Annotated in this window: 12 protein-coding genes; 6 read left to right on the top strand and 6 right to left on the bottom strand. The window is 76.9% G+C overall.

Features of this window, described 5'->3' with window-relative positions; all coding sequences use genetic code 11:
- The first annotated feature begins 100 nt into the window (after window positions 1-100).
- Window positions 101-1,600, top strand: coding sequence for an SCO1417 family PLP biosynthesis transcription factor (locus P3H78_RS27770; RefSeq protein WP_276111920.1), 1,500 nt, complete (start codon window positions 101-103; stop codon window positions 1,598-1,600).
- A 63-nt stretch (window positions 1,601-1,663) separates the two neighbouring features.
- Here P3H78_RS27770 and P3H78_RS27765 read toward each other — a convergent pair whose 3' ends face one another.
- Together P3H78_RS27765 and P3H78_RS27760 are read right to left on the bottom strand one after the other, a co-directional pair.
- Complete coding sequence (locus P3H78_RS27765) at window positions 1,664-3,244, bottom strand: P-loop NTPase family protein (protein WP_276111919.1); 1,581 nt, start codon at window positions 3,242-3,244, stop codon at window positions 1,664-1,666.
- Window positions 3,245-3,284: 40 nt separating this feature from the next.
- Window positions 3,285-3,479 (bottom strand): hypothetical protein, encoded by a 195-nt coding sequence (locus P3H78_RS27760; RefSeq protein WP_276111918.1) that lies wholly within the window; start codon window positions 3,477-3,479, stop codon window positions 3,285-3,287.
- A 339-nt stretch (window positions 3,480-3,818) separates the two neighbouring features.
- Between P3H78_RS27760 and P3H78_RS27755 the strand changes: the two genes are divergently transcribed.
- The 5 genes from P3H78_RS27755 to P3H78_RS27735 all read left to right on the top strand — a co-directional run bounded on the left by P3H78_RS27755 (window position 3,819) and on the right by P3H78_RS27735 (window position 9,454).
- Window positions 3,819-4,211, top strand: coding sequence for an ankyrin repeat domain-containing protein (locus tag P3H78_RS27755; protein ID WP_276111917.1), 393 nt, complete (start codon window positions 3,819-3,821; stop codon window positions 4,209-4,211).
- A gap of 324 nt (window positions 4,212-4,535) precedes the next feature.
- Window positions 4,536-5,954 carry a HEAT repeat domain-containing protein gene (locus P3H78_RS27750; protein ID WP_276111916.1) on the top strand — a complete coding sequence of 473 codons (1,419 nt, stop codon included), beginning with the start codon at window positions 4,536-4,538 and terminating at the stop codon, window positions 5,952-5,954.
- Between the two features lie 364 nt (window positions 5,955-6,318).
- Complete coding sequence (locus tag P3H78_RS27745; protein ID WP_276111915.1) at window positions 6,319-7,446, top strand: glycosyltransferase family 4 protein; 1,128 nt, start codon at window positions 6,319-6,321, stop codon at window positions 7,444-7,446.
- Window positions 7,443-8,603 (top strand): glycosyltransferase, encoded by a 1,161-nt coding sequence (locus P3H78_RS27740; RefSeq protein ID WP_276111914.1) that lies wholly within the window; start codon window positions 7,443-7,445, stop codon window positions 8,601-8,603. The genes P3H78_RS27745 and P3H78_RS27740 overlap by 4 nt, the downstream gene beginning before the upstream one ends.
- The gene (locus P3H78_RS27735) at window positions 8,600-9,454 is read left to right on the top strand and encodes an SGNH/GDSL hydrolase family protein (RefSeq protein ID WP_276111913.1); all 855 of its coding nucleotides are present in this window, start codon (window positions 8,600-8,602) and stop codon (window positions 9,452-9,454) included. The genes P3H78_RS27740 and P3H78_RS27735 overlap by 4 nt, the downstream gene beginning before the upstream one ends.
- A gap of 548 nt (window positions 9,455-10,002) precedes the next feature.
- Here P3H78_RS27735 and P3H78_RS27730 read toward each other — a convergent pair.
- From P3H78_RS27730 to P3H78_RS27715, 4 genes are read right to left on the bottom strand one after another with little or no spacing between them, the layout of a single operon-like run.
- Window positions 10,003-10,872: a 5-oxoprolinase subunit C family protein gene (locus P3H78_RS27730; RefSeq protein ID WP_276111912.1), complete on the bottom strand. Its 870-nt coding sequence runs from the start codon at window positions 10,870-10,872 to the stop codon at window positions 10,003-10,005.
- Window positions 10,869-11,486, bottom strand: a complete 618-nt coding sequence (locus P3H78_RS27725) for a 5-oxoprolinase subunit B family protein (protein ID WP_276111911.1) — start codon at window positions 11,484-11,486, stop codon at window positions 10,869-10,871. Before P3H78_RS27725 ends, P3H78_RS27730 begins: the two co-directional genes overlap by 4 nt.
- A complete protein-coding gene (locus P3H78_RS27720; RefSeq protein ID WP_276111910.1) occupies window positions 11,483-12,241 on the bottom strand; it encodes a LamB/YcsF family protein in 759 nt (252 codons plus the stop codon). Before P3H78_RS27720 ends, P3H78_RS27725 begins: the two co-directional genes overlap by 4 nt.
- Before the next feature lie 19 nt (window positions 12,242-12,260).
- Window positions 12,261-13,055: a putative hydro-lyase gene (locus P3H78_RS27715; RefSeq protein ID WP_276111965.1), complete on the bottom strand. Its 795-nt coding sequence runs from the start codon at window positions 13,053-13,055 to the stop codon at window positions 12,261-12,263.
- Window positions 13,056-13,130 lie beyond the last annotated feature (75 nt).

The following is a 13,130-nucleotide window of genomic DNA, read 5'->3' as shown; positions in this document are numbered from 1 at the left end:
GTGAGCCCCCTGGGTGGTGGTAGTGGCCTGGTGCATGACACTCTGTGGCTTGAGGCGAGAAGCCATCCAGGGCCAATTCGGGGAAGGTGGACTGGTAGACATGGGGCAGTGGACCTCGGCGATGGGTGCCACCCAGCTCGCGCGGCTGCTCAACTCGCAGCAGGACCGCCCGGCGGGCCCCGGGGCCCGCCGCCCTCCCGCCTACCGTGCGCTGGCCGACGGGATCCGGCTCCTGGTGCTCGAGGGCCGGGTGCCGGTGGCGGCCCGGCTGCCCGCCGAGCGGGAGCTGGCCGTCGCCCTGTCCGTCAGCCGCACCACCGTCGCCGCCGCCTACGAGGCGCTGCGCACCGAGGGCTTCCTGGAGTCCCGGCGCGGGGCGGGCAGCTGGACCGCGGTGCCGGCGGGCAACCCGCTGCCCGCGCGGGGCCTCGAACCGCTCCCGCCGGAGGCGCTGGGCTCGGTGATCGACCTCGGCTGCGCCGCCCTCCCGGCCCCGGAGCCCTGGCTCACCCGGGCCGTCCAGGGCGCCCTGGAGGAACTGCCGCCGTACGCCCACACCCACGGCGACTATCCGGCCGGACTGCCCGCGCTGCGGGCGATGATCGCCGAGCGGTACACCGCCCGGGGCATCCCCACCATGCCCGAGCAGATCATGGTCACCACCGGGGCCATGGGCGCCATCGACGCCATCTGCCATCTGTTCGGCGGCCGCGGCGAGCGCATCGCCGTGGAGTCGCCGAGCTACGCCAACATCCTCCAGCTGATGCGGGAGGCGGGCGCCCGGCTGGTGCCGGTGGCAATGGCCGAGGGCCTCGGCGGCTGGGATCTCGACCGCTGGCGCCAGGTGCTGCGCGAGGCCGCGCCCCGGCTCGCCTACGTCGTCGCCGACTTCCACAACCCGACCGGCGCGCTCGCCGACGAGGACCAGCGGCGCCGCCTGGTCGAAGCGGCCCGCTCGGCGGGGACCGTGCTCGTCGTCGACGAGACCATGAGCGAGCTGCACCTGGACCCGGAGCTGCGGATGCCGGGGCCGGTGTGCGGGTTCGACCCCGCCGGGTCCACGGTCATCACGGTCGGATCGGCCAGCAAGGCCTTCTGGGCCGGCATGCGCATCGGCTGGGTCCGGGCGGCCCCCGACGTGATCCGCAGCCTCGTCGCCGCGCGGGCCTACGCCGACCTCGGCACCCCCGTCCTGGAACAGCTCGCCGTCAACTGGCTCTTCAGCACCGGCGGCTGGGAGGAGGCGGTGCGGATCCGCCGCGAGCAGGCCCGGGAGAACCGGGACGCGCTGGTCGCGGCCGTGCGGCGGGAGCTGCCCGACTGGCAGTTCGAGGTGCCCGCCGGCGGACTCACCCTGTGGGTGCGCACCGGCGGCCTGTCCGGCTCGCGGCTCGCCGAGGCGGGCGAGCGGGTCGGGGTGCGCGTCCCGTCCGGCCCGCGCTTCGGTGTCGACGGCGCCTTCGAGGGGTACGTGCGCCTGCCGTTCACCGTCGGGGGAGCGGTGGCCGACGAGGCGGCGGTCCGGCTGGCGGCGGCCTCCCGGCTGGTGGAGAGCGGACTGTCCGGCGGCGGTGAGACACCCCGCACCTTCGTGGCCTGACACCGGCGCGCCCGGCCGGACCCCGGGACGGGGGCCCGGCCGGGCGCACCGGCGGGGCAGGGCCTACGAGGGCTCCGGAACCGCCGTCTTCGTCATGTCCACCGCGGGCTCGGGCACCGTCTCCCCGTCGGCCGGCGTCGTCCGCGGCGGCAGCAGGTCCAGCACGGCCTGCCGATGCGCGTCGCTCGTCGCGTCGTCGTACGGGTCGGGGGTCGCGGGGACCTGGAGGCGGTGCACGGCGCCCGTGCCCAGCCGGGCGTAGCCCCGCCCCGGCGGGACCGCGGAGAGGGGCGTCGTGTGCGGCGGAGCGCCCAGGACCGCCTTGAGCTGCTCGGCCGTGGCGGGGCCGAGCACCACCCGCGCGCGGGTGTGCTGCCGCACCGCCTCGCCGAGCGCGTCCGCGTGGTCGAACTGGTCGGCCACCACGACCGTGACGCCGACCGCGCGGCCGTGGCGCAGCGGTACCTGGAGCAGCGCCTGCGGGTCCTTGCGGCCGTCCGCCCCGGCCAGATGCGTGAAGGCGGTGGGCCGGTCGAGCAGCAGCCACAGCGGCCGTTTGGTGTCCTCCGGCGGTGGATGGCCGGCCTGGCGGGCCCGGTTGACGGAGAGCAGCCGCCGCTCGGTCTCGGTCGCGGCCCACTCCAGGCTGGCCAGCACCCCGGCCAGCCCGCACTCGACCGCCAGCACGCCGTCCCGGCCGGTCAGGCAGGTGTACTCGCCGGTGCCGCCGCCGTCGACGACGAGCACGTCGCCGTGCCGGAGCGCCTGGAGCGCGACGGACCGCAGGAGGGTGGAGGTGCCGCTACCGGGCTGGCCCATCGCCAGCAGGTGCGGCTCGGTGGAGCGCAGCCCGGTCCGCCAGACGACGGGCGGCACGTCGCGCTGCTCCTCGCCGTAGGTGAGGGGGAGCGTGCGCTGCACCTCGTGCGGGTCCGTGAAGCCGAGCACCGTCTCGCCCGGCGCGGTGACGAACCGCTGGGCGGCGATGTCGGTCGGCAGCGGGGCGAGGACGGTCACCGCCAGCTCGTTGCTCTCCTCGTGCCAGGCGAAGAGGTACTCGCGGCCGCGCCCGCACTTCGCGGTCAGCAGCTGCTCGATCCGGGACCGGGACTCGGGCTCGCCGTCGGTGAAGTACGCAGGGTAGCGGACCAGCAGGCGGGACAGCCGGCCCGTGTCGTCGAACTCGTAGGACGGGAACGCCTTCTCCCACTCGCCGCCGTGGGCGTAGAGCGGCGCCGGGTCCTCGGCGGCGGCGAAGTACGGGACCAGGGCCTCGAACAGCGACCGCAGCCGCTCGACGTGGGACTCGTCGGGGCCGTCCGGCTCCGGGGCGGCGCGGTCGCGTCCGTGCCAGGCGGCCGCGCCCATCAGGACGGCGGCGGCGAGCAGGGGGCCGTACGGCACCAGTGCCACCACGAGGATCACCGAGGCGACCAGGAACAGCACTGGCCCCCGCCGGTCCTTGGGGGTGTCCGCCCATCTGCGCCGTCCGGCGGAGGCCAGCCGGCGCAGACCACGCGTGAGGGTGATGAGCGGATGGAGGACGTCGGTGGCCCCGTCGGCCGCCGTCCGGGCCAGCTCACGGCTCCGGGCGAGCTGGGCGCTGCCTGTGCTGAGAATGCGGGGGAGGGGGCGCCGGGCCACTGCTGCCTCCTGGGTGTGCGGGCGGGCGGGACGGGAGGCGTCAGAACCTCATGCCGCCGAGCAGGCTGGCCAGGCTCTCGCCGCCCGCCTTGATGCTCGGGGCGATGGCCGTGCTGGACAGGTAGAAGCCGAACAGCATCGACGTGCACGCGTGCGAGGGCTTCAGTCCGTCCTTGCGGAAGAAGATGAAGACGACGGTGCCGAGCAGCACCACGCCGGAGATGGAGAGGATCATGTGAGGGCTCCCGGTGTCAGAGGGGACAGTCACCCTGAGTTCTTCCATCATCACAGCATGTATCTATAGGATAAAAGGTGCAAACGGGTGAATTTCGCCTGATTTAACCCGTCCGGTGGACCCGGTGGGGTCCGCGCGACGGCAGCCGTCCGGCAGCCCGTGTCTGTCATGATCTCTACCTCGGCCGCCCTGCGGCATGTGCCGCACGAGCCAGTACGCTGGCGGTTCACCCGTACGGACGCGCACCGCTCGCGCCGTACGCTTGCTCCCCTCAAGACCCCGGCGTCCGGACCCACGGACGACCGGTCCCAGCGCTCGCAGTGAGAGGCGGTCCGGCCGATGAGTGAAGCCCCCGACCCCGAGGTCGTGGAGCTGGCGACGAAGGTCTTCGATCTGGCCCGCCGGGGCCGGACCGAGGCACTCGTGGCCTACGTGGACGCGGGCGTCCCGGCCGGCCTGACCAACGACCGCGGCGACTGCCTCGTGATGCTCGCCGCCTACCACGGCCACGCCGACGCGGTCCGCGCCCTCCTGGCCCGCGGCGCCGACGCCGACCGCGTCAACGACCGGGGGCAGACCCCCCTCGCCGGAGCGGTCTTCAAGGACGAGCAGGACGTCATCAAGGCGCTCCTGGAAGCCGGCGCGGACCCCCACGCGGGCACGCCGTCGGCCGTCGACACGGCCCGCATGTTCGCCCGCACGGAACTGCTGGAACTCTTCGGCGAGCACTGAACCCGGGGGCCGTGCACCACGAGGACGGCCCCTCTGACCAGTCACGGCACGGAAAACGGGGGAGGCGGTAACAGGCCGCCGGAAATTTCGGTCGCGGCAGCCCACGGCCCGGGTCATCATGACGTCGTGATTCACGGACGCGACGGCCGGGCAGGTGGTGCCGCACCGCGCGGGCCGTGATGCGGTCCGCACGGGCCACCAACGAGAGGCAGAGGAAGATGGTCTACAGCAAGCAGAAGTCGGCGGGCGCCCCGACGTGTCGTCACGCGGCCAGGTAGTGCGTGTTCCCCGGTTGCGTCGACGCTTGATGTGAGGCATCTTCCCATGTTCGATCCGGTCATAGCGCCCAGCGGCACGCTGCTCGGCCTGCTCCAGCGGGGCCGCGGCGACGGCACGCTGCACGCGCTCACCGCCCCGCGCGCCGAAGCGCTCGCGGCCCTCGAGCACTGCGTGCTCCACGACCCCCGCCACGACTGGCAGGTGGAGAACCGCTCCCTCTACTACGCCCGGCTCTTCCTCGACCTCCACGGAGGGCTGGACGCCGTCGAGGCGCACCTCTTCGACCCCGAGGACGTCCTCGACACCGACGAGTCGCGCACCGGCCTCGCGCTCGCCGTGCTCGGCCATCTCGCCTCCTACGGCAGGGCCGACGCGCTCGCCCTGCTGCGGCGGTACGCCGCCACCGGCTCGAACTGGGCCTGGGCCCTGGACGAGCTGGCGCTGCGCGACGACGACACCGCGCTGCGCGCCCTCGCGGCACCCGTCCTCGCCCGCTTCCCGGCCGACGCCGAGGGCGACGCCGAACTGGCCGCCACCGTGCGCGACGCCTTCGAACCGCGGCCGTGGCGGCTGTGGGCCGAGGACCCGCGCGAGGCGATCGCCAGCCGGGTGCGCACCGCTCACGAGGCCGGCTGCTTCGACCGCTGGCAGCGGCAGATGCGCCCCACCGGGCCCCGCCCCGGCTGGAGCGTGCAGGCCGTGTTCGAGTGGGCCCGGCAGGGCCTCGAACGGGGCGCCGCCCTGCACGTCCCCGCCGCCCGCTGCCTGGTCGCCGTCGCCGGCCCCGAGGACCGGCCCGAGATCATCCGGGCCGCCCGCCTGGGCGACGACGGAGCCCGCTGCACCGCCCTGCGCTATCTCGCCGACTGCGACGACCCCGGCGCCCTCGACCTGATCGAGGCCGCGTTCGCCGACGGCTCCGGCGCCGTGGTGGAGGCCGCGGTCGACGCCTTCGAGCGGATGCGCGGCTCCGCCGCCGTCGAACGGGCCCGCGGCTGGGCCCGCCGGCCCGATCCGCTGGGCGCCGCCGCCGGACGCGTCCTGGCCTGTCGCGGCGGCACCCGGGACCGCGACGCCGTCCTCGCCGCGCTCCGGGACGCCGTACGGAGCGAGGGGCCCGACGCCGCCACCCTGTGGACCCTGGTCGACGGCACCGGACGCCTCGGCATCACCTGTGCCGCCCCGGTCCTGCGCCACGTCTACCGCGAGACCGCCTCCTCCCATCTGCGCGGCCGGGCCGCCCGCGCCCTCGCCGCCACCGATCCGTCCTTCGCCGCCGGCTTCGCCGTCGAGTGCCTCTGGGACTGCGAGGAGACCACCCGCGAACTCGCCGCCCGGCACGCCGAGACGGGCGACGCCCGTGTGGTGGACCGGCTCCGCCGCCTCGCGGCGGATCCGGCGGAGGAGGCCGAGGTGCAGACGGCCGTACGCAGCCGGATCGGGCCGGACGTGCCCCTCGCGTGAGCGGGGGCGCCCGCTCACGCGAGGGCGGGCCCGCCGGCCGGGCTGACTCCGGTCGCCCGCGCGGGGTGAGTGCGGAACGCGCCGGGCGTCGGGCGGGCCCGTTGAGGGCGCGTGTCGCCGCGCCCGCCCGGGGGACCGGCCCAGGCGCCGGGGCGCGCTCGACCGAACGTCCGGACCGGGCCCGCGTCGAGGGGCCGGCGGGCGGGCCCGCACCGCCCCGCGTGAACGGGCGGCGACCCGGGCGTCAGGAGTACGTGGACGCGGGCCGACTCGCCCGGTCGGGCAGCACAACGCTCACGGGGCGTTCCCCGTCCGGAAAGATCGACGTTGACGCGGCCACGTCCGGTACGGCGAGAACACCGGTATGCGAGTCGTCATCGTGACCGAATCCTTTCCCCCCGATGTGAACGGCGTGGCCCACTGCGCGCTCCAGACCGCCCGGCACCTCGTCGAGCGCGGTCACGCTCCCCTCGTCGTCGCCCCGGCGAGCGCCGCCGGAGCGGAACCCGACGCCCCGGCGCCCTGTCCCGTCGTCCGGGTCCCCTCCCTGCCCCTCCCCGGCTACCCCCAGGTCCGGGTCGCCCTGCCCAGCCGGCGCGTCGCCGCGGCGCTCACCGAGCACCGCGCCGACGTCGTCCACCTGGCGGGGCCCTTCGTGCTCGGCGTCCGCGGCATGGCCGCCGCCACCCGGCTCGGCATCCCCGCCGTGGCCGTCTACCAGACCGACCTGGCCGGCTACGCCCGCACCTACATGGGCGCGGGCGAGGCGGCCGCATGGCGCCGCATCCGCTCCGTCCACGCCGCCGCCGACCTCACCCTCGCCCCCTCCAGCGCCGCCCGGGACGACCTCGAGGCGCACGGCGTGCCCCGGGTCAGACTGTGGCGCCGTGGCGTGGACACCGTCCGCTTCCGCCCCGGCCACCGTGACGAGGCGCTCCGCCGCGAACTCGCCCCCGACGGGGAACTGCTCGTCGGCTACGTCGGCCGGCTCGCCCCGGAGAAGCACGTCGAACTCCTCGCCGGCGTCTGCCGGCTGCCCGGCGTGCGCGTCGTGGTGGTCGGGGACGGCCCGAGCCTGCCCGGACTGACCGACTCCCTGCCCGGAGCCGTCTTCCTCGGCCGCCGCACCGGCGAGGAACTCGCCCGCGTCTTCGCCTCGTTGGACGTCTTCGCGCACACCGGCCCGTTCGAGACCTTCTGCCAGACCGTGCAGGAGGCCATGGCCAGCGGAGTGCCCGTCGTGGCACCCGCCGCGGGCGGCCCGATCGACCTGGTCGGCCACGGCCGCACCGGCTTCCTCGTCCCGCCGCACGACGCGGACGCGGTCCGCGACGCCGTCGCCGCCCTGATCGCGGACCCAGCCCTGCGGAGCGCGTTCGGCACCGCGGCCCGCGCCGCCGTCGAGGACCGCACCTGGGCGGCCGTCGGTGACCAGCTCATCGCCCACTACGAGGACGTCCTCGCCGGCCGGCGGACGGCGGTGGCCGCATGAACGGCTCCCTGCGCATCGTCCGCCTCGCCAACTTCGTCGCCCCCACCTCCGGCGGCCTGCGCACCGCCCTGCGCGAACTGGGCCGCGGCTACCGGGCGGCCGGCCACGAACCGGTCCTGGTCGTGCCCGCCGACCGGTACTCCGACCGGGAGACCGACCAGGGCCGCGTGCTCACGCTGCCCGGACGCCTGCTGCCGGGCACCGGCGGATACCGCGTCCTCACCGACCGCCGCCGCCTGACCGCCCTGCTGGAGGAGCTCGGCCCGGACCGCCTGGAGGTCTCCGACCGCACCACGCTGCGATGGACCGGGGTGTGGGCCCGGCGGGCGCGGGTCCCGGCCGCGATGGTGTCCCACGAGACGGCCGACGGCGTCCTGCGCACCTGGGGCCTGCCCGAGGGCCTGTCGCGCCGGACCGCCGACGCCCTCAACACCCGTACCGCGCACACCTACGCGCGCGTCGTGTGCACCACCGAGTTCGCCGAGCGCGAGTTCGTGCGCATCGGGGCGCGCAACGTCGTGCGCGCCCCGCTCGGCGTCGACCTCGCGGCCCGCCACCCCGCGCTGCGGGACGGCGCCCTGCGGGCCCGGCACGCCCGTACCGGCGAGACGCTGCTGGTGATGTGCTCGCGGCTGTCCGTGGAGAAGCGGCCCGGGACGGCGCTCGACGCGCTGGCGGCACTGCGGCGCCGCGGGCGGCCCGCGGTGCTGGTGGTCGCCGGCGACGGCCCGCTGCGGGCCCGCCTGGAGCAGCGCGCCGGCGAGCAGGGGCTGCCGGTCCGCTTCCTCGGCCATGTCGCCGACCGCGAGTTGCTGGGCGCCCTGCAGGCCTCCGCGGACGTGTGCCTGGCACCGGGGCCCGCCGAGACCTTCGGGCTCGCCGCGCTGGAGGCGATGGCCTGCGGCACACCCGTCGTGGCGAGCGCCTCCTCGGCGCTGCCGGAGGTCGTCGGACCGGCCGGCGCGGTCGCCGCCGACCACGGCGCGGCCTTCGCGGACGCCGTGGAGTCGCTGCTGGACCGGCCGGAGCACGGGCGGCGCGAGGCGGCACGCGCGCGTGCCGAGTGCTTCGGATGGGCCGCCTCCGTGGAGGCGTTCCTCGGCGCCCACGACGCGCCGCTGCCCGCCGCCCGCACCGTGCGGCAGGGCGTGGCATGAGACCCGTCCGGTTCGTCGCCCTCGGCGACTCGCTGACCGAGGGGGTGGGCGACCCCGCGGGCGACGGGTGGCGGGGCTGGGCCGCCCTGCTGTCCGGCGGACTCGCCCCGGGGCCGGTGGAGTTCACCAACCTGGCCGTCAGCGGCGCCCAGAGCGGCGACGTCGGGGAGCGGCAGTTGCCCGCCGCCCTCACCCTGCGCCCGGACCTCGCGTCCGTGGTCGTCGGCGTCAACGACACGCTGCGCCGCACCTTCGACATCCAGGCCGTGGCCGCCCGGCTCGACCGGGTCTACGCGGCACTCGCCGGACAGGGCGCCGTCCTGCTCACGGCATGCCTGCCCGACCCGGGCGCGATGCTCGGCCTGCCCGGAGCGCTGGCCCTCCCCCTGGCACGGCGGCAGCGCGCGGTCAACGCCGTCGTGCACGCCCTGTCCGACCGGTACGGCGCGGTGCACCTGCACGCCGACGCGGGGGAGTGGGTCGCCGACCGTGCGATGTGGAGCGCCGACCGGCTCCACCCCGGCGAGCGCGGGCACCGCCGGCTCGCGGTCCACTTCCACGCCCTGCTCGCCGGGGCCGGCCTGGCGACCGGTCCCGCGCCCTCGGCCGACCCCGAGTTCCCGGCGCCCACCCGGGCGGCGAGCCTGAGGTGGCTGGCCACGGCGGGTACCGGCTGGGTGGCCCGCCGCTGCACCGACCTGCTGCCGCATCTGCTCACCCTGGCCGCCGACGAACTGCGCCACCGGGCCCGCGGGACCAGTTCCCGCCTCGACCTGAGGGCGTCCGCCGCCGCGTCCGCGGCCCTGGCCGCCCTGTCCCTGCCGGAGCCCGCCGGACCCAGGGCGGCGTGACCGGGCACGGACACAGCGGTGCGCTGCCTGGACGGTGGCTGCGGGGGCCCGGCCGTGCGGGGCGCGGGGGTCTCGGCGGGGCGGTGCGGTGCCGCGCACGCCGGGTGCAGGCGGCCGGGGCGAACGGGGGCATGGCCGGCTTCCGTGCGGCCTTCGGCGTACGGGGGTGCGGGGCGCGTCGCATGCGGTCCTCGTCCGCCCGTGCCGGCCGCCCGGTGCCGGGCCGCATCCCGGACCCGCGCCGTCCGATGTGCGCCGCTCGACGCGTACGGGGTGCGGTCGACGCCCGGCCTGCGCGAGGCCGCCGGGCACGTGCGGGTGGGCTCCGCGCCCGCGCAGTGCCCGTGCCGGACCCGCGGATCCCGGCCGCGGGCGGCTCCGCGCGCGGGGCGCGGTCCGTCGGGCGTCGCTCTCAGGCACGGATGCCGGCCGCGGGCGGACGGGCGGGCCGGCAACCGGGCACACGGGCAACCGGGCGGGCGGACGCGGCCCGTGTCCACGCCGTGCCGGGTGCGGCCCGGGGACGTCCACCGGCGCCGCCCGTGTCCTCAGCGGCGCCCCGCCGGCACGAAGCGCAGTGGCGTGCCCGGCACCGCCTGCGCCGCGGCCGCGAGGTCGGCGGTGCGCACGACCCCGATCACGGGGTAGCCCCCGGTCGTCGGATGGTCGGCCAGGAACACCACCGGGCGGCCGTCGGGCGGGACCTGCACCGCTCCCAGCACCATGCCCTCGCTGGGCAGTTCGCCGGTGCGGGCGCGCTCCAGGGCGGGGCCCTCGGTGCGCAGTCCGATACGGTTGCTCGCCGACGACACCCGGTAGGTGCCCCGGGTGAAGACGCGCAGGGCCGCCGGGGCGAACCAGTCGTCGCGCGGCCCGAGCGCCACCCGCAGCACCAGCTCCGCGGGCGGGCGCGGCTGCGGAGCACCGTCCACGCGCGCGGGGACACCGGCCGGAGGCCCCAGCGGCAGCACGGCCCCGTCGGTGAGCGGCGCCGGACCCAGTCCCGACAGCAGGTCGGTGGAGCGGCTGCCGAGCACCGGCTCGACGGCGACCCCGCCCGACACGCCCACGTAGGCGCGCACTCCTGCGGAGGCCGGGCCCACGTCGAGCAGGGCCCCGCCCGGCACCCGTACCGGCGCGCCCCAGGCCACCGCCCGGCCGTCCACCGTCACGGGGCAGGGCGCGCCGCCGACCGCCACGGTCACCTCCGAACGGGGGCGCAGCGCACAGCCGCTGAGGGTGGTCTCCAGCACGGCGGCGCCGGGCGCATTGCCGACCAGCCGGTTCACGAGTGCGGCGGCCGGGGCGTCCAGCGCCCCCGAGCGGGGGACACCGAGGTGGGCGTGGCCGGGGCGGCCCTCGTCCTGGACGGTGGTGAGCGCCCCGGCGCGCACGACACAGAAGGCGTGGTCCGTCATCCGGCGCCCTCCGGTACGAAGCGCACCCGGGTGCCGGGCGAGAGCAGCGCGGCGGGCACGCGCGCGTGGTGCCACAGCACCGCGTCGGTGGTGCCGATCAGCTGCCAGCCGCCCGGCGAGGAGCGCGGGTAGACCCCGGTGTACGGGCCCGCGAGCGCCACCGAGCCGGCCGGGACGGCGGTGCGCGGAGTGGCGCGGCGCGGTACGTGGCGGTGCGCGGGCAGCCCGGTGAGGTAGCCGAAGCCGGGGGCGAACCCGCAGAAGGCGACGCGGAACTCGGTGGCCGCGTGCAGGCGGGCCGCCTCCCGGGCGGTGACGTCCCAGGCGGCGGCGACGGCGTCGAGGTCCGGGCCGTCGTAACGCACGGGGAGTTCGACGACCCGCTCCTCGCGCGGCGGCACCGGCGGCACCCGCCACGACGTCAGTTCGCGGGCCAGCCGCGCCGGGTCGGCGAGGCCGTCGAGGAGGACCGTGCGCGCCGCCGGCACGATCTCGGCGGCGCTCAGCAGGCCCTCCGCGCGGCGGCGCACCAACTCCGCATGCAGGGACTGCGCCTCCTCGCCCGAGGCGACCTCCAGGAGCAGGGCCCGCTCGCCGACGGGCAGTGCCCTCATGCGAAGGCCTCCACCCGCACCCCGGACGCCGTCAGGCGCTCCCGGACGCGCCGTGCCAGCTCCACCGCGCCCGGGGTGTCGCCGTGCAGGCACAGCGAGCGGGCCCGCACCGCGACCGGCGCGCCGGTGTGCGACACGACCTGCCCGGTGTGCGCCAGACCCAGCGAGCGCTCCACGACGGCCTCCGCGTCGGTGACCACCGCGCCGTCCCGGCCGCGCGGCACGAGGGTGCCGCCGTCGGTGTAGGCGCGGTCCGCGAACGCCTCGGTGACGGCGGGGAGTCCGGCCTCGGCGGCCCGCTCCAGCAACCGGGAGCCGGGCAGCCCGAGCACCGGCAGCGCCGCGCCGGCCAGGCGCACCCCCGCGACGACGGCCTCGGCCTGCTCCTGGTCGTGCACCACCCGGTTGTAGAGCGCGCCGTGCGGCTTGACGTACGACACGCGCGTGCCCGCCGCCCGGGCGAAGACCTCCAGGGCGCCGATCTGGTAGGCCACCTCGGCCGCCAGCTCGGCGGGCGGCACGTCCATCGCGCGCCGCCCGAATCCGGCGAGGTCCCGGTAGGAGACCTGCGCGCCGACGCGTACGCCGCGGCCGGCCGCCAGCTCGCACACCCGCTGCATGGTGACGGCGTCGCCCGCGTGGAAGCCGCACGCCACATTGGCGCTGGTGACGACGGACAGCAGCCGCTCGTCGTCGGTCAGCGTCCAGCGGCCGAAGCCCTCGCCGAGGTCGGCGTTCAGGTCGATCGAGGTCATGGGTCCCTCGGGTCTCTCCTCAGGCGACGCGGTACTGCTCGTCGCGGGCGTCGGTCAGGAACATCTGCCCCGGTGCGTGGGTGATGGCGAAGGGCGGCCGGGAGGCCATGACCGCCGCCTGCGGGGTGACCCCGCAGGCCCAGAACACCGGGATGTCGTCGGGCTCGGCGTCCACCGCGTCGCCGAAGTCGGGGCGGGAGAGGTCCGCGACGCCCAGGCCCGAGGGGTCGCCGCAGTGCACGGGGCTGCCGTGCACCGCCGGGAGCAGGCTGCTCTCCCGGATGGCCGCCGCGAGGTGCTCCGGCGGCACCGGGCGCATCGACACGACCAGCGGCCCGTGCAGCCGTCCGGCGGGGCGGCACTGACGGCTCGTCACGTACATGGGCACGTTGCGGCCCTGCTCGACGTGGCGGATCGGCACGCCCGCCCCGGACAGCGCCCACTCGAAGGTGAAGCTGCACCCGAGCAGGAAGGAGACCAGGTCGCCGCGCCAGTGGCCGCGCACGTCCGTCGGTTCGTCCACCAGCTCGCCGTCCCGCCACACCCGGTAGCGCGGCAGATCGGTGCGCAGGTCGGCGCCCTCGGCCAGGACCGTGCTCCAGGATCCGGCGTCGGTGACGTCGAGGACCGGGCAGGGCTTGGGGTTGCGCTGGCAGAACAGCAGCATCTCGTACGCCCAGTCGGCCGGGACCGAGATCAGGTTCACCTGGGTGTGGCCGGCCGCGACTCCGGCCGTGGGGCCGGTCAGCCCCGCGCGGAAGCGGGCGCGGGCCGCGGCCGGGCTCCACGCGCGCGCGTGCGCGTCGGCGAGCACGACCGGGCGGTCCCCCGCCGGACCCGGAGCGGGCGCGCCGGCCGGAACCGGGTCCGGGTGCCCGGCCGACTCTCC

It is taken from the genome of Streptomyces tropicalis (assembly GCF_029269835.1).
Classification (GTDB): Bacteria; Actinomycetota; Actinomycetes; order Streptomycetales; family Streptomycetaceae; genus Streptomyces; species Streptomyces tropicalis.
Note: the sequence above shows the minus strand (reverse complement) of the source record. Positions and strands in the feature narration are given on the sequence as shown.